The following is a 23,688-nucleotide window of genomic DNA, read 5'->3' as shown; positions in this document are numbered from 1 at the left end:
CGCCGCTGTGCGTTTTGCCCTGCCCGGGGCTGCGTAACGTGGCATCACCGGCGCACAGACACCGGGCCCCATAACAATAAGCTGCCGAGGAACCTGACAATGAAACGACTGATCAGCTACTGCGTTCTCGCACTCAGCGCCACGCCTCTCCTGAGCCCGGCCGCCATGGCCGCCGAGCCCGCCGCCTGCCAGAACGTACGCCTGGGCGTGGTCAACTGGACCGACGTCATCGCCACCAGCGCCCTGACTCAAGTGATGCTCGACGGCCTCGGCTACAAGACCAAGCAAACCAGCGCCTCCCAACAAATCATCTTCGCCGGCATCCGCGACCAGCGCCTGGACCTGTTCCTCGGCTACTGGAACCCGTTGATGACCCAGACCATCACCCCGTTCGTCGAGGCCAAGCAGGTCAAGGTGCTGGAGCAGCCCAGCCTCAAGGACGCCCGCGCCACCCTGGCCGTGCCGACCTACCTGGCCGACAAGGGCCTGAAGACCTTCGCCGACATCGCCAAATTCGAAAAAGAGTTGGGCGGCAAGATCTACGGCATCGAACCCGGCTCCGGCGCCAATACCCAGATCAAGGCGATGATCGCCAAGAACCAGTTCGGCCTGGGCAAATTCCAACTGGTGGAGTCCAGCGAAGCCGGCATGCTCGCCGCCGTGGACCGTGCCGTGCGGCGCAAGGAAGCCGTGGTGTTCTTCGGCTGGGCCCCGCACCCGATGAACGTCAACGTGCAAATGACCTACCTCACCGGCAGCGAAGACGCCCTCGGCCCGAACGAAGGCATGGCCACCGTGTGGACCGTCACCGCGCCGAACTACGCCGAGCAATGCCCGAACGTCGGTCGCTTGCTGAGCAACCTGACCTTCAGCGCCGAAGACGAGAGCCGGATGATGCAACCGTTGCTCGATCACAAGGACCCGCTCGAATCAGCCCGGCAATGGCTCAAGGATCATCCGCAAGACAAACAACGTTGGCTCGAAGGCGTGACCACCTTCGACGGCAAACCGGCCGCGGACAACCTGAAACTCACCAGCAACTGATCAACCGATCGCCATCTGCGCAGCAGTACAAGGGCTGCGCAGTGACTCACCACGCCTGAAGGAACCCGCACCATGAACCACGACGTCATCATCACCTGCGCACTCACCGGTGCTGGCGACACGACCGCCAAGAGCCCCCACGTGCCGGTCACCCCGAAACAGATCGCTGCCGCTGCCGTGGAGGCGGCGAAAGCCGGGGCCACGGTGGTCCATTGCCACGTCCGTGACCCGCAGACCGGCAAGTTCAGCCGCGACGTGGCGTTGTACCGCGAAGTGATGGAGCGCATCCGTGAGGCGGACGTGGACATCATCGTCAACCTCACCGCCGGCATGGGCGGCGACCTGGAGATCGGCGGCGGCGAACGACCGATGGAGTTCGGTCCCAACACCGACCTGGTAGGCCCGCTGACCCGCCTGGCTCATGTCGAGGAGCTGTTGCCGGAAATCTGCACATTGGATTGCGGCACCCTGAACTTCGGCGACGGCGACACCATTTACGTTTCCACCCCGGCACAACTGCGGGCCGGCGCCAAGCGCATCACTGAGCTGGGGGTCAAGGCCGAGCTGGAGATCTTCGACACCGGTCACCTGTGGTTCGCCAAGCAACTGATCAAGGAAGGCCTGCTGGACAACCCGCTGTTCCAGCTCTGCCTGGGCATCCCGTGGGGGGCTCCGGCCGACACCACCACCATGAAAGCCATGGTCGACAACCTGCCGGCCGATGCGGTGTGGGCCGGCTTCGGCATCGGTCGCATGCAAATGCCGATGGCCGCCCAGGCGGTGCTGCTGGGGGGCAACGTGCGGGTCGGGCTGGAAGACAACCTTTGGCTGGACAAAGGCGTGCTCGCCACCAACGGCCAACTGGTGGAGCGCGCCGGAGAAATCCTCAGCCGCCTTGGGGCTCGCGTGCTTACGCCGGCGGAAGGTCGCAAGAAAATGGGCCTGTTGCAGCGCGGCTGAACCGAATCAATTCCTTGGATCTGCAGTGAAGGCAGATTCCATGTTCACCACTGACCCAATGTGGGAGCGGGCTTGCTCGCGAAGAGGCCGGTACATCCGATGGTTCTCCTGTGGAAGGAATGCCGTCTTCGCGAGCAAGCCCGCTCCCACACTTTTAGATCACCGACCTTTTCAGGAAACCACCATGAGCTTTATCACCGACATCAAGACCTTCGCCGCCCTGGGCAGCGGTGTGATCGGCAGCGGCTGGGTCAGCCGGGCCCTGGCCCATGGCCTCGACGTTGTCGCCTGGGACCCGGCGCCGGGTGCCGAGGCGGCACTGCGCAAACGCGTCGCCAATGCCTGGGGCGCCCTGGAGAAACAGGGCTTGGCCCCCGGCGCTTCGCAGGATCGGCTGCGCTTTGTCGCCACCATCGAAGAATGCGTGCGCGACGCTGATTTCATCCAGGAAAGCGCTCCCGAGCGACTGGAACTCAAGCTCGAACTGCACGCCCAGATCAGCGCCGCCGCCAAGCCAAACGCGTTGATCGGTTCCAGTACCTCGGGCCTGCTGCCAAGCGAGTTCTATGAGAACGCCACCCACCCGGAACGCTGTGTGGTCGGGCACCCGTTCAACCCGGTCTACTTATTGCCACTGGTGGAAGTGGTCGGCGGCAAGAACACCGCCCCCGAAGCGGTGCAAGCAGCGATGGAAGTCTACGAATCCCTCGGCATGCGGCCATTGCACGTACGCAAGGAAGTCCCCGGCTTCATCGCCGACCGCCTGCTCGAAGCGCTGTGGCGCGAAGCCCTGCACCTGGTCAACGACGGTGTCGCCACCACCGGGGAAATCGACGATGCGATCCGTTTTGGCGCCGGCCTGCGCTGGTCATTCATGGGTACGTTCCTGACCTACACCCTGGCCGGCGGCGATGCCGGCATGCGGCACTTCATGGCCCAGTTCGGCCCGGCGTTGCAACTGCCCTGGACCTACCTGCCGGCGCCGGAGCTGACCGAGAAATTGATCGATGATGTGGTGGACGGCACGAGCGAGCAATTGGGCAACCACAGCATCTCGGCCCTGGAGCGCTATCGTGATGATTGCCTGCTGGCGGTGCTGGAGGCTGTGAAGGCTACCAAGGCCAAGCACGGAATGTCTTTCACTGAATAACCCCCGTGGGAGCGGGCTTGCTCGCGAAGAGGCCGGTACATCCGCTCAATATCGCGCGGTAGATACACCGTCTTCGCGAGCAAGCCCGCTCCCACATGAATCCCACTCTTCTGTTGGATCGTCATCATGCCCACCCTCACCACCTACCAAACCCGCATCCTCCCCGAATGGGTCGATTACAACGGCCATCTGCGTGATGCCTTCTACTTGCTGATCTTCAGCTACGCCACCGACGCGCTGATGGACCGGCTCGGCCTGGACAGCCAGAACCGCGAAGCCAGCGGCCACTCGTTGTTTACCCTCGAACTGCACCTCAATTACTTGCACGAAGTGAAGCTCGGCGCGGATGTCGAGGTGCACACGCAACTGATCGGCCACGACGCCAAACGCTTGCACCTCTACCACAGCCTGCACCTGGTCGGCGGTGATAAAGAGCTGGCCGGCAATGAACAGATGTTGCTGCATGTCGACCTGGCCGGCCCGCGCTCAGCGCCGTTCACCGAGCAGACCCTGGACCGACTCAAAGCCCTGTTGGACAGCCAAGCCGACTTGCCGACACCGACCTGCATTGGTCGGGTCATCGCCCTGCCACCCGCCCGATAAGCCTCGACCAGGAAATCGCCATGAACACCGCTGCCGCTGTTGCCGACTTCCGACGCTATCCGCTTCTCCAGACATTGACCGTTGCCACCCCCTTGACCGACCGGGTGCAAGTGACGTGGGCCGACGGCCGGGTCAGCCCGTTCCATCATCAGTGGCTAAGGGACAACTGCCCGTGCCCGCAATGCGTCTACAGCGTTACCCGGGAGCAGGTCCTGGAGATTGTCGATGTTCCGGAAGACGTGACCCCTCGCGACATCAGCATCGACGACGCGGGCCATCTGTGTGTGGTTTGGCAGGATGGCCACCGAAGCCTATTCGATCCGGGCTGGTTGCGCGCCCATGCGTATGACGATCAATCCAGGGCCGAACGCCTGGCGAACAAGCCACGCCGCCAGCTGTGGCGGCATGACCTGGAACTGCCGGTGTTCGAATACCAGGCACTGATGACGGATGCCGACGCGCTGCTGCAATGGCTTTTGGCGGTGCGCGACATCGGCCTGACCCAAGTACGCGGCGTGCCCACCGAGCCCGGCTCGCTGAAACAGATCGCCCAACGCATTTCCTTTATCCGCGAGAGCAACTTCGGCGTGCTGTTCAACGTACAGTCCAAGGCCGATGCCGACAGCAACGCCTATACCGCTTTCAACCTGCCGCTGCACAGTGACCTGCCGACCCGTGAGTTGCAGCCGGGGCTGCAGTTCTTGCATTGCCTGGTGAACGACGCCGACGGCGGCGAGAGCATTTTTGTCGACGGTTTTGCCATTGCCGAGACGCTGCGCCAGGAAGCCCCCGAGGCCTTCGACGCGCTGTGCCAGATCCCGGTGGAGTTTCGCAACAAGGACCGCCACAGCGACTACCGCTGCCTGGCGCCCATCATCGCGCTGGATGCGCTGGGGCAGGTCGCGGAAATCCGCATGGCGAACTTCCTGCGTGGGCCCTTCGACACCTCGGTCGAGCAAATGCCCAGGCTCTACCGCGCCTACCGCCGTTTTATCGCCCTGACCCGCGAGCCGCAATTTCGCTTGGAGCAACGCCTCGAACCCGGCCAGCTTTGGTGCTTCGACAACCGCCGCACCCTCCATGCCCGCAACGCCTTCGACCCGGCCTCCGGGGCGCGGCATTTCCAGGGGTGTTATGTGGATCGGGATGAGTTGTTGTCGCGGATTCTGGTGCTGCAGCGTTAGACCGCGTAACGGCCATTCGCGAGCAAGCCCGCTCCCACAGGAGTCCGCATTCCCATGTGGGAGCGGGCTTGCTCGCGAAGGCGCCCGACCAAATAACCCAATTTTTCCCTGATTTTCACAGGCAAAAAAATCCCCGATCAAGCCGTGACAGGATCGGGGCAGGAGCGTTACTGGAGGAGCCGTCGCGCGAGGGTGACCAAACCATCGTGATTCAGCTTGGGCCCAGTGTGCCCAGTCCAGGCCCGGGCAAGTTAGCCGAAAACGACGCCTCCATAGTCATTCATGACATTGCGACCATTTACCCTTGCCGCCGCTTCGGGTGGCTACCAGAATCGAGACACGACCCCAATCCCTGAACAAGGAAAAGCGTCATGATGCACGCCGATTTGATCGACCAGGAAGACCTGCTGGGCCACCTCAAGGCCCTGGGACTGCAAATACCCAGCGGCTCCACCGCCGAGCAGGCATGCGAATGCGCCGTGCGCGGGCTGGACAGGGCCCGCGCCAATGAATTGCGGCGGATGGTCAAGGACATGTACACCAGCAGCGCCACCATCCTGCCAGCCGTGCGCCAGGCGATCGATAAGCAGCTGTTGCCGGCGTTGACGCAATACCAGCAGAACCATAGCGCCTGACCTTGTGGCGAGGGAGCTTGCTCCCGCTGGGCTGCGTAGCAGCCCCAAAAAGCTTGGGACCGCTGCGCGCTGGAGCGCCAGCCCGGTCCAGCGGGAGCAAGCTCCCTCGCCACAAAAGCGCTGCGGTTTAGAGCCTCACACTGGCAAACGTCGACTCATTACGCGCCTGGCTCAGCGCCGACAGCGGCCCGGACAATGGCGACAGCACCAGCGCCTGCGGCAGCGGCATCATCGCCACCTGTTGCGTGGTGTTGGAACCGACGCGCTCGTCGCGCGGTGGAATGCCGAAGTACTCGCGGTAGCATTTGGAGAAGTGCGGAGTGGAGACGAAGCCGCACACCGAGGCCACTTCGATGATCGACATCGGCGTCTGCTTGAGCAGTTGCCGCGCACGGATCAGCCGCAGCTTGAGGTAATAGCGCGACGGCGAGCAGTGCAGGTATTTCTGGAACAACCGCTCCAGCTGACGCCTGGATACAGCGACGTACACCGCCAATTCGTCCAGGTCGATCGGCTCTTCGAGGTTGGCCTCCATCAACGCGACGATTTCCTGCAACTTCGGCTGGTTGGTGCCAAGCATGTGCTTGAGCGGCACACGCTGGTGATCCTGCTCGTTGCGGATACGCTCGTAGACAAACATTTCCGAGATCGCCGCCGACAGCTCACGACCGTGATCGCGGCTAATCAGATGCAGCATCATGTCCAGCGGCGCGGTGCCGCCGGAGCTGGTGAAGCGGTTGCGGTCGAGGGTGAACAGGCGGGTACTCATCGATACCCGCGGGAAAGCTTCCTGCATCGCCGCCAGGCATTCCCAGTGCACGCTGCAATCGAAACCGTCCAGCAGGCCGGCGCAGGCCAGGGCCCAGCTGCCGGTGCAGACCGCGCCGAGGCGACGGGACTGTCGGGCCTGGCCTTGCAGCCATGACACGTGTTCACGGGTTACGGTGCGCTGGATGCCGATACCGCCACAGACGATGACCGTGTCCAAGGGCGGTGCCTTGTGCATGGAGGCGTCGGGGGTGATCTGCAAGCCATCACTGGCCCATACCTGGCCGCCGTCGACGGTCAGGGTGGTCCAGCGATACAGCTCGCGACCGGACAGTTGGTTGGCCATGCGTAGCGGTTCTACCGCGGACGCCAGGGAAATCAGCGTGAAATTGTCCAGCAGCAAAAAGCCGATGGATTGAGGCGCACGGTTCTGGGGTTGGGCCCCGGAGTTGGACGTCGTCATCGCGGTATCTCCTCACACAAAGCGGGTGATGGCCTCAGGCGGAGGCTCTTGTTATTGCCCATCATTCTCTTGCGTGAGACGGGGCTTTATCGGGATAGAGCAATTGCCATGCCTAAAATTGAATGCGTGTTCAATAAATCCTGAAAACGACATGGCGGCCTGTCTATATAAGGGGTGGATCAAGTCCAGGTTTTAGCTGCCATCCATGGCGGCAGGCACCGGTCACAAAGGGCCGTGAGCAGTTCGGTAGCACTTGTGGGAACTGGGCTGCGCCGTTTGCGCGAGGGTTGTCACCGCAAGCGCGGGGACGGACGGTGGGGCGGCGTACAAAGTCGTGACCGACAAGTCACGCCTTATCTGTTTGCGACGCGCTAAAAGGTGGCGCGTTTGCGGATGGGTGTTCATTTTACGAGCGGTTTTCGATCTCGTGGATAAAGGGAATCCCTGTGGGAGCATAGCTTGCTCGCGATGACGGTATGTCAGTCGACATCCAGGTTGAATCCACTGACGCCATCGCGGGCAAGCCTTGCTCCCACAGAGAACCCTCTTGCCACAGAGCATTGTGCAAACAAGGTTTCAGCACTCCACCGCACTGACCGCCAAGCCACCGCGCGAAGTCTCTTTATATTTGTCATGCATGTCGGCACCGGTATCGCGCATGGTGCGGATCACCCGGTCCAGGGAGATGAAATGCTGGCCGTCACCCCGCAAGGCCATTTGGGCGGCGTTGATGGCCTTGACCGCGGCGATCGCGTTGCGCTCGATGCACGGCACCTGCACTAGGCCACCGACTGGGTCGCAGGTCAGGCCGAGGTTGTGTTCCAGGCCAATTTCCGCGGCGTTGCACAATTGCTCCGGCGTGGCCCCGAGGATCTCCGCCAAGCCCGCCGCCGCCATGGCGCAAGCCGATCCCACCTCGCCCTGGCAGCCGACTTCGGCGCCGGAGATCGAGGCGTTCTTCTTGCACAGGATCCCGACGGCCGCCGCACCCAGGAAATAATCCACGACGTTGGCGTCGGTGACCGCTTCGCTGAATTTCATGAAGTAATGCAGCACCGCCGGGATGATTCCCGCCGCACCGTTGGTCGGCGCGGTGACCATGCGCCCGCCGGCGGCGTTCTCCTCGTTGACCGCCAGGGCGAACAGGTTGACCCACTCCATGGCGCTCAGGGTCGAGCCGATGACATTGGGCTTGTTCAGCTCTTGCAGGCTGCGGTGCAACTTGGCCGCGCGCCGACGCACATTCAAGCCGCCCGGCAGGATGCCCTCGTGCTTGAGGCCCTGCTCGACGCAGTCCTGCATGGCCCGCCACAGTTTCATCAGGCCACTGCGAATCTCTTCCTCGGAACGCCAGACCTTTTCGTTGGCCAGCATCAACTCGGCCACCCGCAGGTCGTGAGTGCGGCATAACTGGAGCAATTCTTCGGCGCTGGAAAAATCGTACGGCAGCTCAGTGCGATCCAAGTCCACCACGCCGCTGGTGGCCTGGGCCTGATCGACGACAAAGCCCCCGCCGACCGAGTAATACGTGTCACGGTGCAGCTCGCCGTCGGCGCCCTCGGCCACCAGGGTCATCGCATTGGGGTGGAACGGCAGGTTCTCGTCGATCAAGCGCATGTCCCGGGACCATACGAACGGTACCGGCAGGCGACCGTCGAGCAGCAGGGTCTGGGTTCCACGCAGCAACTCGATGCGCGGGCCGATCTGCGACGGGTCGATTGCGTCCGGCCACTCCCCCATCAGGCCCATGATCACGGCGTTGTCGCTGCCGTGGCCGATGCCGGTGGCCGACAGCGAACCGAACAATTGCACTTCGACCCGACGCACATCATTGAGCAGGGCCTTGGCCTTCAGCGCTTCAACGAACAGCGCCGCGGCACGCATGGGGCCCACGGTGTGGGAACTGGACGGGCCAATACCGATTTTGAACAAGTCGAAAACGCTGATTGCCATTGCCGATAACCTCCAGAACAGGCACATCCGGGCGCAGGAGCGTCCGGTGACGGAGCTGCTACGCTCAACGCCGGGATGGCCGCATCATCCGGTTTTTGCCTGGGTGCCCGACGTCTGACACCGACGCAATCATGCCCAGCAACGCCGCCCCTCCCTGCCCCCGGTTTTGCGGCGTTTTTCTGCGTGTCAGAGGTCCATCGGGGGCGGAAAAAATCTGTAAACGACGTCACCGACACTGGATGCGACCATCCCTGTACTGGATACGACCCACCCTGTAGGCGTCAGATTTGCACTGGTACATGATCGGTTACGGCTCGTTTGCAAGGCCGCGTGTCAGAAGAGTGCCCACGCGCCACCAACCGCAACATCCATAAGCGCGGTTGTCCTGACCGGACACCGCCGATAAAACACCAGGAGTCCACCCATGAAAGGTTCCAAGCCGTTGTTGTTGGCCGCCATGCTGAGTCTTCCGATGCTGGCCAACGCCGCAGAACCCGAAAAGTGCAGCACCGTCAACTTCTCCGATGTCGGCTGGACCGACATTACCGTGACCACGGCGACCACCAGCGTGGTGCTGGATGCGCTGGGCTACAAGACCAAGACCACCATGATTTCCGTACCCGTGACCTACAAGTCCCTGGCCGATGGCAAAAACATGGACGTGTTCCTCGGCAACTGGATGCCGACCATGGAAAACGACATCAAGGCCTACCGCGAAGCCGGCACCGTGGAAACCGTGCGCACCAACCTCAAGGGCGCCAAGTACACCCTCGCAGTGCCCCAGGGCCTGTATGAGAAGGGACTGAAAGACTTCGCCGACATCCCCAAATTCAAGAAAGAACTCGACGGCAAGATCTACGGCATCGAGCCGGGCAACGACGGCAACCGCCTGATCCAGAGCATGATCGAAAAGAACGCCTTCGGCCTGAAGGACGCCGGCTTCAAAGTCGTCGAGTCGAGTGAAGCGGGCATGCTCTCGCAGGTCGATCGCGCCGCCAAGCGTGGCACCGACGTGGTGTTCCTCGGCTGGGCGCCACACCCGATGAATACCCGTTTCAAGATCCAGTACCTGACCGGCGGCGACGATTTCTTCGGCCCCGACTTCGGTGCCGCGACCGTGGCGACCAACACCCGCAAGGGCTACAGCCAGGAATGCAGCAACGTTGGCCAGCTGTTGAAAAACCTGGAGTTCACCGTCGACATGGAAAGCACGCTGATGGGCAACGTGCTCGACGACAAGATGAAACCTGAGGCCGCCGCCAAGGCCTGGCTGAAGAAAAACCCACAGGTACTCGATACCTGGCTCGCTGGCGTGACCACCATTGACGGTAAACCTGGCCTGGAGGCCGTGAAAGCCAAGCTTGCGCAATAACTGCTTATGTTATGCCGGGCGAGTTCGCTCGCCCGGGCTGTTTATTCCCTTGCATGCGGACGTTCACTACCATGCTTATTGATCAGAAAATACCCTTGGGCCAGTACATCGCGGGCTTTGTCGAATGGTTGACGCAAAACGGCGCCAACACCTTCGACGCAATCGCGCTGTTCCTGGAAACGATGATTCACGGCGTGACGTTTGCGCTGACCTGGTTCAACCCCCTGGCCCTGATCGGCCTCATTGCGCTATTGGCGCACTTCATCCAGCGCAAATGGGGCCTGACTGTATTTGTCATCGCGTCCTTTCTACTGATTCTCAACCTGGGTTACTGGCAAGAGACCATGGAAACCCTCGCCCAGGTGCTGTTCGCGACCCTGGTCTGCGTACTGATCGGCGTGCCGCTGGGCATCGTTGCCGCGCACAAGCCGATGTTCTACACGATGATGCGTCCGGTGCTCGATCTGATGCAGACCGTACCGACCTTCGTCTACCTCATTCCTACCCTGACCCTGTTCGGTCTGGGTGTGGTCCCGGGCCTGATCTCCACGGTGGTGTTCGCGATTGCCGCGCCCATCCGCCTGACCTACCTGGGCATCCGCGACGTTCCGGACGAACTGATGGACGCCGGTAAAGCCTTCGGCTGCTCCCGTCGCCAGCTCCTGTCGCGCATCGAACTGCCCCATGCCATGCCAAGCATCGCCGCCGGTATCACCCAGTGCATCATGCTGTCGTTGTCGATGGTGGTGATCGCCGCGCTGGTGGGCGCCGATGGCCTGGGCAAACCCGTGGTCAACGCATTGAACACCGCCGATATCGCCCTGGGCTTCGAAGCCGGCCTGGCGATCGTCCTGCTGGCGATCATGCTCGACCGAATCTGCAAACAACCCGACGCCAAAGTAGGGGGTGACGCATGAGCATAATTCGCTTTGAAGACGTTGACGTGATCTTCGCCAGGGACCCTCGCGAGGCCCTCAAGCTGCTCGACCAGGGCATGACCCGCAACGAAATCCTGAAGAAAACCGGGCAAATCGTCGGCGTGGAAAAAGCCAGCCTGGACATCGAGAAAGGCGAAATCTGTGTCTTGATGGGCCTGTCCGGCTCCGGCAAGTCCAGTCTGCTGCGCTGCATCAACGGCTTGAACACCGTCAGCCGCGGCAAGCTGTTCGTCGAGCACGAAAGCCGGCAGATCGACATTGCGTCCTGCACCCCCGCCGAGCTGAAGATGATGCGCACCAAGCGCATCGCCATGGTGTTCCAGAAGTTCGCCCTGATGCCTTGGCTGACGGTGCGCGAGAACATCAGCTTCGGCCTGGAAATGCAGGGCCGACCGGAGAAGGAACGCAAGAAGCTGGTGGATGAGAAGCTTGAGCTGGTAGGCCTGACCCAGTGGCGCAACAAGAAGCCCGACGAATTGTCCGGCGGCATGCAGCAACGGGTCGGCCTGGCCCGCGCCCTGGCGATGGACGCCGACATCCTGCTGATGGACGAACCGTTCTCGGCCCTCGACCCCTTGATCCGCCAAGGCCTGCAAGACGAACTGCTGGAGCTGCAACGCAAGCTGAGCAAGACCATCGTGTTCGTCAGCCACGACCTCGACGAAGCCCTGAAGCTGGGCAGCCGTATCGCGATCATGAAAGACGGCCGGATCATCCAGTACAGCAAGCCGGAGCAAATCGTGCTGAACCCGGCCGACGACTATGTGCGCACCTTCGTCGCCCACACCAACCCGCTCAACGTCCTCTGCGGCCGCAGCCTGATGCGCACCCTGGACAACTGCAAGCGCATCAACGGCTCGGTGTGCCTGGACCCGGGCGGCGACTCCTGGCTCGACCTGGCCGACGGCAACACCATCAAGGGCGCCCGGCAGAACGGCGCGGCCCTGGACCTGCAAAACTGGGCTCCAGGCCAAGCGGTCGAAGGCCTGGGCCGACGTCCGACCCTGGTGGACTCCAACATCGGCATGCGCGATGCGTTGCAGATTCGCTACCAGACCGGCAACAAACTGGTGCTCCACGATAATCAGAAAGTCGTCGGGATCCTGGGCGACAGCGAGCTGTACCACGCACTGCTCGGCAAGAACCTGGGCTAAGCCCCCCGCACACAAAAACGCCGCGAGATGATCGCGGCGTTTTTGTTTGGGCCTTCCAAGGCTGATGCTCATACCAGGTTTGAAATGCTGGTACTGGCTTGGAATGCTGATACTGAGCTTGGAATGCTGATACTGAGCTTGGAATGCTGATAACTGTGGCGAGGGAGCTTGCTCCCGCTCGACTGCGCAGCAGTCGCAATCCAGGCGACACGAACCTTCAGGTACATCGTGCTTGGCCGGTTTGGGGTCGCTCCGCAACCCAGCGGGAGCAAGCTCCCTCGCCACAAGAGCTCGCTGCATCGCCTCATTTCAACCAATCGACGGGTGGGCAGCCAACCGACGAGTGTTATAAAGACATCCCCAAAAGTCCTCGCCCCGGCAAATAGCGACGACTTGTCATAGAACTTATTTTTTGTTGATTGAACGTTCAATCAAAACAAAATAGACTGGCCCTCGCCATGACGGACTGCACTCGTCCGCCTGCGGGCCTAAGGAGATGTGCTAGATGCCCAAGGTCGGTATGCAACCCATCCGCCGCCAACAATTGATCGAAGCGACGTTGCAAGCGGTCGATCAGGTCGGCATGGGGGACGCCAGCATTGCGCTGATCGCTCGTTTGGCCGGTGTTTCGAACGGCATCATCAGTCACTACTTTCAGGACAAGAACGGCCTGATCGCGGCCACGGCCCAGTATCTGATGAGCGTCCTGAGCGAGAACGTCACCGCGCGGCGGCAGGCGCTGGAGGACTCGAGTCCGCGGGCTCACCTCAAGGTGATCATCGAAGGCAACTTCGACGCCAGCCAGGTCAACGGCCCGGCAATGAAAACCTGGCTGGCCTTCTGGGCCACCAGCATGCACCACCCGTCTTTGCACAGGTTGCAGCGGATCAACGATCACCGTCTGTATTCCAACCTGTGTTGCCAGTTCCGCCGCGTGTTGCCCGTTGACCAGGCACGCAGCGCGGCACGGGGCCTGGCCGCGCTGATTGACGGTTTGTGGCTGCGCGGCGCGCTGTCGGGAGACGCGTTCGATACCGCCCAGGCGCACCAGATCGCTTACGAATACATGGATTTCCAACTGGCCAAAACAGGAGCGCCAGAGCACACAGAACCGCTCGACTCCTGAACCGTCACCGCAGCGCGTAGTCAGCTATAAACGACACGCTCGGTGGCCAGCCAACCACTCATGCACTTGCGAGGACTTTATGGCCCGTTTCGAACTGCAAAAACTCTACATCGATGGCGCGTACAGCGATGCCAGCGGCGACGCCACTTTCGAAGCCATCAACCCGGCCAACGGTGAAGTACTTGCCCTGGTGCAGCGCGCAACGTTCGAGGACGTCGAGCGCGCCGTGGTCAGCGCCGAAAAGGGCCAGAAAGTCTGGGCCGCCATGACCGCCATGCAGCGTTCGCGCATCCTGCGTCGCGCCGTGGAAATCCTGCGCGAGCGCAACGATGAACTGGCCGCCCTGGAAACCCTGGACACCGGTAAATCCTTCTCCGAAACCAAATACGTCGACATCGTCACCGGTGCCGACGTGCTGGAATACTACGCCGGCCTGGTGCCTGCCATCGAAGGCGAGCAGGTTCCGCTGCGCACCACATCCTTCGTCTACACCCGCCGCGAGCCCCTGGGCGTGGTGGCCGGTATCGGCGCGTGGAACTACCCGATCCAGATCGCCCTGTGGAAATCCGCACCGGCCCTGGCCGCCGGCAACGCGATGATCTTCAAACCGAGCGAAGTCACCTCGCTGACCACGCTGAAACTGGCCGAGATCTACACCGAAGCCGGCGTTCCAGCGGGCGTGTTCAACGTCCTGACCGGCAGCGGCCGTGAAGTCGGCACCTGGCTGACCGAGCATCCGCGCATCGAGAAAATTTCCTTCACCGGCGGCACCGACACCGGCAAGAAAGTCATGGCCAGCGCCTCGAGCTCGTCGCTCAAGGACGTGACCATGGAGCTGGGCGGCAAGTCGCCGCTGATCATCTTCGACGACGCCGACCTGGATCGCGCCGCCGACACCGCGATGATGGCCAACTTCTACAGCTCCGGCCAGGTCTGCACCAACGGCACCCGCGTGTTCGTGCCGAGCCACCTCAAGGCCGCCTTCGAAGCCAAGATCGCCGAGCGCGTGGCGCGCATCCGCATCGGCGACCCAGAAGACGAAAACACCAATTTCGGCCCGCTGGTGAGCTTCGCCCACATGGAAAGCGTGCTGGGCTACATCGAGAAAGGCAAAGCCGAAGGCGCGCGCCTGCTGTGCGGCGGCGGTCGCCTGACCGAAGGCGAACTCTCCAAGGGCGCGTTCGTTGCGCCGACGGTGTTCACCGATTGCACCGATGAGATGACCATCGTGCGTGAAGAAATCTTCGGCCCGGTGATGAGCATCCTCACCTACGACACCGAAGAAGAAGTGATCCGCCGCGCCAACGACACCGACTTCGGCCTGGCCGCCGGCGTCGTGACCCGCGACCTGAACCGCGCCCACCGCGTGATCCACCAGCTCGAAGCCGGCATCTGCTGGATCAACGCCTGGGGCGAATCGGCAGCGGAAATGCCGGTCGGTGGCTACAAGCAATCGGGCGTTGGCCGGGAGAATGGCATCAGCTCGCTGAACAACTTCACCCGCATCAAGTCGGTCCAGGTCGAGTTGGGCGATTACACGTCGGTGTTCTGATCTGACACCGGACCTGAGGCCAGGGCCTTTGTGGCGAGGGAGCTTGCTCCCGCTGGGCCGCGAAGCGGCCCCGACTCAGGCCTCAAGGTCATCCAGACAGAACACGGTCGCCCAGTTTGCGACTGCTACGCAGCCGAGCGGGAGCAAGCTCCCTCGCCACAGAGAATATGGCACTCGATGACCGCGACCTGAACCCAATTCAAAAAGAGGGTGCATTTCATGTCCCAAGAATTCGATTACATCATCATCGGTGCCGGCTCGGCCGGTAATACCCTGGCCACCCGCCTGACCGAAGACGAAGGCGTCACCGTCCTGCTGCTCGAAGCCGGCGGCCCGGACTATCGCCTGGACTTCCGCACGCAAATGCCCGCTGCCCTGGCGTTCCCCCTGCAAGGCCGTCGCTACAACTGGGCCTACGAGACCGACCCGGAGCCGCACATGAACGGCCGCCGCATGGAGTGCGGTCGCGGCAAGGGCCTGGGCGGTTCTTCGCTGATCAACGGCATGTGCTACATCCGCGGCAACGCCCTGGACTATGACAACTGGGCCAAGCTGCCGGGCCTGGAAGACTGGACCTACCTCGATTGCCTGCCGTATTTCCGTAAGGCCGAAACCCGCGACATCGGCCCGAACGACTACCACGGTGGCGACGGCCCGGTCAGCGTGACCACGCCCAAGGCTGGCAACAACCCGTTGTTCCACGCCATGGTCGAAGCCGGCGTGCAGGCCGGTTACCCACGTACCGAGGACCTCAACGGCTACCAGCAGGAAGGTTTCGGCCCGATGGACCGTACCGTCACGCCCAATGGCCGTCGCGCCAGCACCGCCCGCGGTTACCTGGACGTCGCCAAGAAACGCTCGACACTGACCATTGTCACCCATGCCTTGACCGACAAGATCCTGTTCGAAGGCAAGCGCGCGGTCGGCGTGCGTTACCTGGTGGGCGCCGCCGAAGAGCGCGTCGAAGCCCGGGCGCGCAAGGAAGTGCTGCTGTGCTCCGGCGCCATCGCCTCGCCGCAGATCCTGCAACGCTCCGGCGTCGGCCCGGCCAAGCTGCTGGAAAACCTCGACATCCCGGTGGTCCACGATCTGCCGGGCGTCGGTGAAAACCTCCAGGATCACCTGGAGTTGTACCTGCAATACGCTTGCACCCAACCGGTCTCGCTGTACCCGTCGCTGCTCTGGTACAACCAGCCAGCCATCGGTGCCGAATGGCTGTTCAACGGCACCGGCATCGGCGCCAGCAACCAGTTCGAGGCCGGCGGTTTCATCCGCACGCGCCCGGATTTCGAATGGCCGAACATCCAGTACCACTTCCTGCCGGTGGCGATCAACTACAACGGCAGCAATGGCGTGAAGGAGCATGGTTTCCAGGCACACATGGGTTCCATGCGTTCGCCCAGCCGTGGTCGGATCCAGGCCAAGTCCAAGGACCCGCGCCAGCACCCGAGCATCCTGTTCAACTACATGGCGACCGAGCAGGACTGGCAGGAATTTCGCGATGGCATCCGCCTGACCCGCGAGATCATGCAGCAACCGGCGCTCGATCCGTTCCGTGGTCGCGAGATCAGCCCGGGTATCGAGGTGCAGACGGACGAGCAACTGGACCAGTTCATCCGCGAGCACGCCGAAACCGCGTTCCACCCGTCCTGCTCGTGCAAGATGGGCACCGACGACATGGCCGTGGTGGACAGCGAAGGCCGCGTGCACGGTATGGAAGGGTTGCGCGTGGTCGACGCCTCGATCATGCCGATCATCACCACCGGCAACCTCAACGCACCGACGATCATGATGGCCGAGAAAATCGCCGACAAGATCCGCGGTCGCAAGCCCCTGCCGCGCAGCACCGCACCGTACTACGTGGCCGGTGATGCGCCGGTGCGCGGCAAGCCGTTGCGTGAAGTGGCGACGGCTGCACAGTAAGACTCATGACCGCGGCGCGGCCTTCGCGAGCAGGCTCGCTCCCACAAGGGTTGGGTGGTGGACACAGACTTTGTGACCACCGAAGATCCCAATTGTGGGAGCGGGCTTGCTCGCGAAAGCGGTGGGTCAGTTTGCATCAATGTTGAATGTGCCGCCGTCTTCGCGAGCAAGCCCGCTCCCACAGGGGATTGGCGGTGGAACACAGATTTTGTGACCACCGAAGATGCCAATTGTGGGAGCGGGCTTGCTCGCGAAAGCGGTGGGTCAGCTTGCATCAATGTTGAATGTACCGCCGTCTTCGCGAGCAAGCCCGCTCCCACAGGGGATTGGCGGTGGAACACAGATTTTGTGACCACCGAAGATCCCAATGTTGGAGCGGGCTTGCTCGCGAAAGCGGTGGGTCAGCTTGCATCAATGTTGAATGTACCGCCGTCTTCGCGAGCAAGCCCGCTCCCACAGGGGATTGGCGGTGGAACACAGATTTTTGTGACCACTGAAAACCCACTGTGGGAGCGAGCTTGCTCCGGGCGGCGATCCGACGATGGTGTACGGCCTGACACCGCAAAATCCCATCCACCTTGATCCCTCCCCCACCCCAGGCCTACTCTAGAGCCACCGCGTCACTGCGCCGCACCTCGCTGCATCGCCACTCCAGACAAGGAGGTTTCATGTTCGACTTCCACCCCCGGCTCAAGCAGCGGTTCGCTGCCTTGCGCACGGGCGCTGAATTCTTTTCCCTGCGTTATGTGCGCGAATCCGGCCAGCATTTGTCCGTGCGCAAGAACGTCGCCGAACCGCCCAGCCTGAACCGTGATGAAGGTGCGATGCTCACCGTGCGGGTCAACGGGGTCGAAGCCTATGCCGCCACCAACGACCTGTCCCAGGCCGGCCTGCAAGCAGCACTGCAACGCGCCGAGCACCACGCGCGCCAGCTCAAGCCCCATGCCCTGCTCGACCTGCGCGGGCAAGCGGTGTCCAGCGACCGCGCCGATTACTTCTCGCCGCATTTCGACCAGGCCTTCCCGCCGTTGAGCGACTGCTACCAACTGCTCGGCGACGAATCGGCCGCGGTGCCCCGGGACGAACGCCTGGTAAACTGGCAAGCCAGCATCGGCCTGACCCAGGTCGAGCAGATCTACCTCAACAGCGCCGGCGCTGAACTGCGCCAGGCCCAACGCTTCATCTACCCGGCCCTGGACGTCACCGCCTTCGACGGTCACGACAGCCAGACCCGCACCCTGGGTCGGGAGAATTTCGGCCAGCAAGGCGGCTTCGACGTGATCAGCCGCTGCGGCCTGATCGGCGCCGGGCCGAAAATCGCCGACCAGGCCTTGCAATTGCTGATGGCGCCGAACACCCCGCAAGGTCCCCGCGAACTGCTGCTGATGCCCGACCAGATGATGCTGCAAATCCACGAGTCCATCGGCCATCCGCTGGAACTGGACCGCATCCTCGGGGACGAGCGCAATTACGCCGGTACCAGCTTCGTCAAGGCCAGCGATTTCGGCCACCTGCAATACGGCTCCGATCTGCTAAACGTAACCTTCGACCCGGACATTCCCGAAGAACTGGCGAGCTACAGCCATGACGACGACGGCAGTGCCGCCAGCAAGCAGTTCCTGATTCGCGAAGGACTGCTGCTGCGTCCATTGGGTGGGGCACTGTCGCAATTCCGTGCCGGCCTGGACGGTGTCGCCAACAGCCGCGCCTGCGGCTGGAATCGGCCGCCCATCGACCGCATGGCGAACCTGAACATCGAGCCCGGCGACCAATCCCTGGAACAATTGATCCAGGGCATCGAGCACGGCGTGCTGATGCGCACCAACCGCTCCTGGTCCATCGATGATGCCCGCAACAAATTCCAGTTCGGCTGCGAATGGGGCCAGTTGATCGAGAACGGCGAGCTCAAGGGCGTGGTGAAGAACCCCAACTACCGAGGCATTTCCGCGCAATTCTGGAAAAGCCTGCGCGCCGTGGGCGACGCCAGCACCTCGCAAGTCCTTGGCACGCCGAACTGCGGCAAGGGCGAACCGAATCAGGTCATCCGCGTCGGCCATGCGTCGCCAGCCTGTGTGTTCAACAATGTTGATGTGTTTGGGGGAGATGCCTGATGAGCACCACCAATAATCAGGCCGAGGCATTCAAGGTTCTGGTCGACTGGCTGCGCGGCGCCCTGCGTACGCCTGAACAGTTCACCCTCGGCTACGCCGCCGAATCCTCGGCCTTCGTGCGTTTCAACCACGGCAAGGTCCGCCAGGCCGGGCAGGTGCAGCAGGCCAATGTCAGCTTCAAATTGATCGACGACGGTCGCCACGCCGACTTGCAGATTACTCTGTCCGGCGACCCCGAGGCCGATGTGCAACGCCTGTCCGAAGGCTTGCAGCAACTGCGCGAAACCTTGCCGCTGCTACCCCGCGATCCGTACCTGCTGCTCAACCATCATCACTGGCAGAGCAACAATGTGCAGGACCATCCGCTGCCCGAGACGGAGCAGGCCGTTGCCGAAATCACCCGCGCCGCCGAAGGCCTGGACCTGGTGGGCTTCTACGCCGCCGGGCCCATCAGCCGAGGTTTCGCCAGTTCTTCGGGCGCGTTCGGCTGGCATCAGGCCAACAGCTTCAACTTCGATTTCAGCCTGTTCCATGAAAACGGCCAGGCAGTGAAAGCCAGCTACGCCGGGCATGTGTGGAGCAGCGAAGGATTTGCCCAACGTTTCGAGCAGGCCCGCGAGCAACTGGCGTTTCTCGGCCGCCCGCTGCGCACGTTGCCGCCCGGCGAATACCGCGCCTATCTGGCGCCGGCCGCCCTGGAAGAGATCATGGGCATGCTCAGTTGGGGCGGGTTCTCGGCCCAGGCCATTGCCAGCAAACAGAGCCCGTTGCAGAAGTTCTATGCTGGCGAAACCCACTTCAGTCCCAACGTGTGGCTCACGGAGCAGGTCAGCGGCTCCCTGAGCCCGGCGTTTTCCGACGAAGGTTATCCCCGCGACGACCTGGGGCTGATCGCCAAGGGCATGGCCAACGCACAATTGGTCAACTCCCGCAGCGCCGCCGAATACGGCCTCGCGGCCAACGGCGCCAGCCGCTACGAATACCCCACGGCGCTGGACATGCAGGGCGGGCAACTGGAGCAGAAGTACATCCTTGAGGCACTTGGCACAGGGTTGTACATCAGCAACCTCTGGTACCTGAACTACTCGGACCAACCGGCGGCACGCCTGACCGGCATGACCCGTTTCGCCACGTTCTGGGTCGAGAACGGCCAGATCCAGGCACCGGTCAGCACGATGCGTTTCGACGACAGCGTCTACAGCCTGCTGGGCTCGCAACTCGAAGCGCTGACCCGGGAGCGGGAACTTCTGCTCTCGGCCAGCACCTACAGCCAGCGGGCCACGGCCTCGATGTTGTTGCCGGGGGCGTTGGTGAAGAGGCTCACGCTGACGCTATAACACGCAGTTCCCGTGGCGAGGGAGCTTGCTCCCGCTCGGCTGCGAAGCAGTCGTAATCCAGGCGACGCAATCTTTCAGGCACACCGTGTTGGCCGGTTTTGGGGGTGCTTCGCCCCCCAGCGGGAGCAAGCTCCCTCGCCACAAGAGCTTCCTTGCCACTGGTAATTGTTTTTTTCAAGATCCCCTCGCCCCAGGTAATTGTTCACTTTTCATACAAGAGGTCCCATGCCCAACCGCGCCCCGCTCGACGCCGTCACCGCCCGCTGGCTTCCGTGGGTCGTGGCGATTGCCTTCTTCATGCAGTCCCTGGACGGGACCATCCTCAACACCGCCCTGCCCGCCATGGCCAGCGACCTGGCGGAAAACCCGCTGCGCATGCAAGGCGTGATCATTGCCTACATGCTCACCGTGGCGTTGCTGATCCCGGCGTCGGGCTGGATCGCCGACCGCTTCGGCACCAAGAAGATTTTCTTCGGGGCGATCCTGCTGTTCAGCTTCGGCTCACTGCTGTGCGCCTTGTCCAATTCGTTGAGCATGCTGATCGGCGCCCGGGTCGTCCAAGGCCTGGGCGGTGCGCTGATGCTGCCGGTGGGCAGGCTGGTGGTGCTGCGGGCGTATCCGCGCTCGGAACTGGTGCGGATCATGGGTTTCATCACGATCCCTGGCCTGCTCGGCCCACTGATCGGCCCGACCATGGGCGGCTGGATGGTGGAATACCTGACCTGGCACTGGATCTTCATCATCAACCTGCCGGTGGGCGTGATCGGCTGCTACGCGGTGTGGAAATTCATCCCCGACCTGCGTGGCAGCGAGCGCACGCGGTTCGATGGGCTGGGGTTCCTGCTGTTCGGCGCGGCGATGGTGCTGATTACCATCGCCATGGAAGGCCTGGGTGAACTGCACTTGCCGCACCTACGGGTGATGTTGCTGCTGTTCGGCGGCATGGCCTGCCTGGCGGCCTATTGGCTGCGGGCCGGGCATGTCGAAAATGCGCTGTTCCCACCGTCGTTGTTCAAGACCCGGACCTTCGCCGTCGGTATTCTCGGCAACCTCTTCGCGCGCCTGGGCAGCGGTGCCTTGCCGTTCCTGGTGCCGTTGCTGCTGCAAGTCGCCCTGGGTTATTCACCGTCCCAGGCCGGCATGAGCATGCTGCCCCTGGCGGCGGCGGCCATGGTCGCCAAATCCGTGGCCCGACCGCTGATCGAACGCTTTGGCTACCGCGCCGTGTTGACCAGCAACACCCTGGCCCTGGGCCTGATGCTGGCGAGCATGGGCCTGGTCAGCGAACAGACGCCGTACTGGCTGCTGCTGGCGCAACTGGCGGTGCTGGGGGCGATCAACTCGCTGCAATTCACCGCGATGAACACCGTGACCCTGATCGACCTGGACGACGCCAGTGCCAGCAGCGGCAACAGCCTGTTGTCGGTGGTGGCGCAACTGTCCCTGAGCCTCGGCGTGGCCTGCGCCGGCGCGCTGCTGGGCGGCTTTACCGCCCAGGTGGGCAACGATGGGGTGGAGACGGTGCTGGGCGCATTCCAACTGACGTTCGTGACGGTGGGGATCATGGCGATGCTGGCGGCGACGATCTTTTCCCAGTTGTCGAAGCAGGATGGGCGGCGGGACAAGCGGCCGGATGAGCATATCGAGCACTAGGTAGGACTCGGACGGTTTTAAGGCTTCAGGGCTTTTGTGGCGAGGGAGCTTGCTCCCGCTCGGCTGCGCAGCAGACGCAATCCAGGCGACGCGGACTTCCAGGGGCACCGTGTTGGCCGGTTTGGGGCCGCTTCGCGCCCCAGCGGGAGCAAGCTCCCTCGCCACAGGGAATTCGCCCACTTCAGAACTGCGCCACAGCTCGTCCAGAACTTTCGAAGAAAGTGGCACGAGGCTGCTACACTGCGCGACATTTTGTTTTGCAGGCCAGTCCCGTGACCACCATTGCCACCGCTTTTAATACTTTGCCGCTGTCCGCCGCCATGCTGGCTAACCTCGAATCACTCGGTTATGCCCAGATGACGCCGATCCAGGCGCAAAGCTTGCCGGTGATCCTCAAGGGCATGGACCTGATCGCCCAGGCCAAGACCGGCAGCGGCAAGACCGCCGCCTTCGGCATCGGCCTGCTGAACCCGATCAACCCGCGCTTCTTCGGCTGCCAGGCTCTGGTGATGTGCCCGACCCGCGAGCTGGCCGACCAGGTCGCCAAGGAAATCCGTCGCCTGGCCCGCGCCGAAGACAACATCAAGGTCCTGACCCTGTGCGGCGGCGTGTCCTTCGGCCCGCAGATCGCCTCCCTCGAACACGGCGCCCACATCATCGTCGGCACGCCGGGGCGCATCCAGCAGCACCTGCGCAAGGGCTCGCTGGTCCTGGACGGCCTCAACACGCTGATCCTCGACGAAGCCGACCGCATGCTCGACATGGGCTTCTACGACGCCATCGAAGATATCATTCAGCAGACCCCGGAACGCCGCCAGACGCTGCTGTTCTCCGCCACCTACCCGGTGGGCATCAAGCAACTGTCGTCCAAGTTCATGCGCAACCCGCAGCAAGTAAAGGCCGAGGCGCTGCACTCCGATGCGCAGATCGAGCAGCGCTTCTATGAGATCTCCCCCGAGGAGCGCATGGACGCGGTGGTCAAGGTCCTGGCCCATTTCCGCCCGGCCTCCTGCGTGGCGTTCTGCTTCACCAAGCAGCAAGTCCAGGAAACCGTCGACCACCTGACGGCCAAGGGCATCTCGGCCGTCGGCCTGCACGGCGACCTGGAACAGCGCGACCGCGACCAGGTGCTGGCGATGTTCGCCAACCGCAGCACCTCGGTGCTGGTGGCCACCGACGTAGCGGCCCGCGGCCTCGACATCGACGCCCTGGACATGGTGATCAACGTCGAGCTGGCCCGGGATTCGGAAATCCACATCCACCGTGTCGGCCGCACCGGTCGCGCCGGTGAGAAAGGCATCGCCATCAGCCTGGTGGCGCCGTCCGAAGCCCACCGCGCCCAGGCCATCGAGCAACTGCAGAAGTCACCGCTGAGCTGGGACCAATTGGACAACCTCAAGCCCCAGGGTGGCGGCCCGCTGCTGCCGGCCATGAGCACCCTGTGCATCGGCGCCGGGCGCAAGGACAAAGTCCGCCCTGGCGATATCCTCGGCGCCCTGACCGGCGACGCCGGCATCCCTGGCGCCCAGGTCGGCAAGATCGCGATCTTCGATTTCCAGGCCTACGTGGCCGTGGAACGCGGCATCGCCAAACAGGCCTTGCAGCGCTTGAACGATGGCAAGATCAAGGGCCGCTCGTTGCGGGTGCGGATCCTGTAAAGCGATCTCCAACCCAACAGAGATCCCTTGTGGGAGCGGGCTTGCTCGCGAATGCGGAGGACCAGTCGATTCAATGTCGACTGACCCACCGCCTTCGCGAGCAA

18 protein-coding genes are annotated in these 23,688 nt (G+C 62.7%); 16 read left to right on the top strand and 2 right to left on the bottom strand.

The window, feature by feature from the left end:
* Positions 1-99: 99 nt before the first annotated feature.
* The 6 genes from choX to M1D99_RS02605 all read left to right on the top strand — a co-directional run bounded on the left by choX (position 100) and on the right by M1D99_RS02605 (position 5,576).
* The gene (gene choX / locus M1D99_RS02630) at positions 100-1,044 is read left to right on the top strand and encodes a choline ABC transporter substrate-binding protein (protein ID WP_186707129.1); all 945 of its coding nucleotides are present in this window, start codon (positions 100-102) and stop codon (positions 1,042-1,044) included.
* 72 nt (positions 1,045-1,116) lie between these two features.
* A complete protein-coding gene (locus M1D99_RS02625) occupies positions 1,117-2,004 on the top strand; it encodes a beta-keto acid cleavage family enzyme (RefSeq protein WP_434573852.1) in 888 nt (295 codons plus the stop codon).
* Between the two features lie 184 nt (positions 2,005-2,188).
* Complete coding sequence (locus tag M1D99_RS02620) at positions 2,189-3,154, top strand: L-carnitine dehydrogenase (RefSeq protein WP_434573850.1); 966 nt, start codon at positions 2,189-2,191, stop codon at positions 3,152-3,154.
* A gap of 126 nt (positions 3,155-3,280) precedes the next feature.
* Positions 3,281-3,757, top strand: coding sequence for a thioesterase family protein (locus M1D99_RS02615; protein ID WP_186707126.1), 477 nt, complete (start codon positions 3,281-3,283; stop codon positions 3,755-3,757).
* A 20-nt stretch (positions 3,758-3,777) separates the two neighbouring features.
* The gene (locus M1D99_RS02610; RefSeq protein WP_458131341.1) at positions 3,778-4,941 is read left to right on the top strand and encodes a gamma-butyrobetaine dioxygenase; all 1,164 of its coding nucleotides are present in this window, start codon (positions 3,778-3,780) and stop codon (positions 4,939-4,941) included.
* 371 nt (positions 4,942-5,312) lie between these two features.
* Positions 5,313-5,576, top strand: a complete 264-nt coding sequence (locus tag M1D99_RS02605; protein WP_186707124.1) for a hypothetical protein — start codon at positions 5,313-5,315, stop codon at positions 5,574-5,576.
* A gap of 127 nt (positions 5,577-5,703) precedes the next feature.
* Here M1D99_RS02605 and gbdR read toward each other — a convergent pair whose 3' ends face one another.
* Together gbdR and M1D99_RS02595 are read right to left on the bottom strand one after the other, a co-directional pair.
* Positions 5,704-6,807 carry a choline metabolism transcriptional regulator GbdR gene (gene gbdR / locus M1D99_RS02600; RefSeq protein WP_042731607.1) on the bottom strand — a complete coding sequence of 368 codons (1,104 nt, stop codon included), beginning with the start codon at positions 6,805-6,807 and terminating at the stop codon, positions 5,704-5,706.
* A 576-nt stretch (positions 6,808-7,383) separates the two neighbouring features.
* Positions 7,384-8,760 carry an L-serine ammonia-lyase gene (locus M1D99_RS02595; protein WP_434573845.1) on the bottom strand — a complete coding sequence of 459 codons (1,377 nt, stop codon included), beginning with the start codon at positions 8,758-8,760 and terminating at the stop codon, positions 7,384-7,386.
* 424 nt (positions 8,761-9,184) lie between these two features.
* On the opposite strand from M1D99_RS02595, the gene M1D99_RS02590 reads away from it, so the two are divergent.
* From M1D99_RS02590 to dbpA, 10 genes are all read left to right on the top strand, one after another.
* Positions 9,185-10,132: a choline ABC transporter substrate-binding protein gene (locus M1D99_RS02590; protein ID WP_186707122.1), complete on the top strand. Its 948-nt coding sequence runs from the start codon at positions 9,185-9,187 to the stop codon at positions 10,130-10,132.
* Between the two features lie 71 nt (positions 10,133-10,203).
* A complete protein-coding gene (gene choW, locus M1D99_RS02585) occupies positions 10,204-11,049 on the top strand; it encodes a choline ABC transporter permease subunit (protein WP_014340605.1) in 846 nt (281 codons plus the stop codon).
* A complete protein-coding gene (gene choV / locus M1D99_RS02580; protein WP_186707121.1) occupies positions 11,046-12,224 on the top strand; it encodes a choline ABC transporter ATP-binding protein in 1,179 nt (392 codons plus the stop codon). Before choW ends, choV begins: the two co-directional genes overlap by 4 nt.
* A gap of 505 nt (positions 12,225-12,729) precedes the next feature.
* On the top strand, positions 12,730-13,350 hold the full coding sequence (gene betI, locus M1D99_RS02575) for a transcriptional regulator BetI (RefSeq protein WP_186707120.1): 621 nt from the start codon (positions 12,730-12,732) through the stop codon (positions 13,348-13,350).
* A 79-nt stretch (positions 13,351-13,429) separates the two neighbouring features.
* Positions 13,430-14,902: a betaine-aldehyde dehydrogenase gene (gene betB / locus M1D99_RS02570; protein ID WP_458131340.1), complete on the top strand. Its 1,473-nt coding sequence runs from the start codon at positions 13,430-13,432 to the stop codon at positions 14,900-14,902.
* A 219-nt stretch (positions 14,903-15,121) separates the two neighbouring features.
* Entirely contained in the window at positions 15,122-16,825 is a 1,704-nt protein-coding gene (gene betA / locus M1D99_RS02565; protein ID WP_434573841.1) for a choline dehydrogenase, read from the top strand.
* Between the two features lie 668 nt (positions 16,826-17,493).
* Positions 17,494-18,936, top strand: a complete 1,443-nt coding sequence (locus M1D99_RS02560) for a TldD/PmbA family protein (RefSeq protein ID WP_434573839.1) — start codon at positions 17,494-17,496, stop codon at positions 18,934-18,936.
* Positions 18,936-20,273 (top strand): TldD/PmbA family protein, encoded by a 1,338-nt coding sequence (locus M1D99_RS02555; protein WP_434573837.1) that lies wholly within the window; start codon positions 18,936-18,938, stop codon positions 20,271-20,273. Before M1D99_RS02560 ends, M1D99_RS02555 begins: the two co-directional genes overlap by 1 nt.
* A gap of 225 nt (positions 20,274-20,498) precedes the next feature.
* The gene (gene mdtD, locus M1D99_RS02550) at positions 20,499-21,926 is read left to right on the top strand and encodes a multidrug transporter subunit MdtD (protein WP_186707115.1); all 1,428 of its coding nucleotides are present in this window, start codon (positions 20,499-20,501) and stop codon (positions 21,924-21,926) included.
* A 320-nt stretch (positions 21,927-22,246) separates the two neighbouring features.
* Positions 22,247-23,584 carry an ATP-dependent RNA helicase DbpA gene (gene dbpA / locus M1D99_RS02545; RefSeq protein ID WP_238349432.1) on the top strand — a complete coding sequence of 446 codons (1,338 nt, stop codon included), beginning with the start codon at positions 22,247-22,249 and terminating at the stop codon, positions 23,582-23,584.
* Positions 23,585-23,688 lie beyond the last annotated feature (104 nt).

The sequence above is a fragment of the Pseudomonas sp. R3-41 genome, from assembly GCF_054161485.1.
The sequence above is the reverse complement of the archived record's forward strand: the minus strand, read 5'-3'. Positions and strand labels throughout refer to the sequence as shown.

What these genes read in the sequence shown, in the direction of transcription:
- choX (WP_186707129.1), top strand. Translation starts at nt 100, where the DNA reads ATGAAACGACTGATCAGCTACTGCGTTCTCGCACTCAGCGCCACGCCT.
- M1D99_RS02625 (WP_434573852.1), top strand. Translation starts at nt 1,117, where the DNA reads ATGAACCACGACGTCATCATCACCTGCGCACTCACCGGTGCTGGCGAC.
- M1D99_RS02620 (WP_434573850.1), top strand. Translation starts at nt 2,189, where the DNA reads ATGAGCTTTATCACCGACATCAAGACCTTCGCCGCCCTGGGCAGCGGT.
- M1D99_RS02615 (WP_186707126.1), top strand. Translation starts at nt 3,281, where the DNA reads ATGCCCACCCTCACCACCTACCAAACCCGCATCCTCCCCGAATGGGTC.
- M1D99_RS02610 (WP_458131341.1), top strand. Translation starts at nt 3,778, where the DNA reads ATGAACACCGCTGCCGCTGTTGCCGACTTCCGACGCTATCCGCTTCTC.
- M1D99_RS02605 (WP_186707124.1), top strand. Translation starts at nt 5,313, where the DNA reads ATGATGCACGCCGATTTGATCGACCAGGAAGACCTGCTGGGCCACCTC.
- gbdR (WP_042731607.1), bottom strand. Translation starts at nt 6,807, where the DNA reads ATGACGACGTCCAACTCCGGGGCCCAACCCCAGAACCGTGCGCCTCAA.
- M1D99_RS02595 (WP_434573845.1), bottom strand. Translation starts at nt 8,760, where the DNA reads ATGGCAATCAGCGTTTTCGACTTGTTCAAAATCGGTATTGGCCCGTCC.
- M1D99_RS02590 (WP_186707122.1), top strand. Translation starts at nt 9,185, where the DNA reads ATGAAAGGTTCCAAGCCGTTGTTGTTGGCCGCCATGCTGAGTCTTCCG.
- choW (WP_014340605.1), top strand. Translation starts at nt 10,204, where the DNA reads ATGCTTATTGATCAGAAAATACCCTTGGGCCAGTACATCGCGGGCTTT.
- choV (WP_186707121.1), top strand. Translation starts at nt 11,046, where the DNA reads ATGAGCATAATTCGCTTTGAAGACGTTGACGTGATCTTCGCCAGGGAC.
- betI (WP_186707120.1), top strand. Translation starts at nt 12,730, where the DNA reads ATGCCCAAGGTCGGTATGCAACCCATCCGCCGCCAACAATTGATCGAA.
- betB (WP_458131340.1), top strand. Translation starts at nt 13,430, where the DNA reads ATGGCCCGTTTCGAACTGCAAAAACTCTACATCGATGGCGCGTACAGC.
- betA (WP_434573841.1), top strand. Translation starts at nt 15,122, where the DNA reads ATGTCCCAAGAATTCGATTACATCATCATCGGTGCCGGCTCGGCCGGT.
- M1D99_RS02560 (WP_434573839.1), top strand. Translation starts at nt 17,494, where the DNA reads ATGTTCGACTTCCACCCCCGGCTCAAGCAGCGGTTCGCTGCCTTGCGC.
- M1D99_RS02555 (WP_434573837.1), top strand. Translation starts at nt 18,936, where the DNA reads ATGAGCACCACCAATAATCAGGCCGAGGCATTCAAGGTTCTGGTCGAC.
- mdtD (WP_186707115.1), top strand. Translation starts at nt 20,499, where the DNA reads ATGCCCAACCGCGCCCCGCTCGACGCCGTCACCGCCCGCTGGCTTCCG.
- dbpA (WP_238349432.1), top strand. Translation starts at nt 22,247, where the DNA reads ATGCTGGCTAACCTCGAATCACTCGGTTATGCCCAGATGACGCCGATC.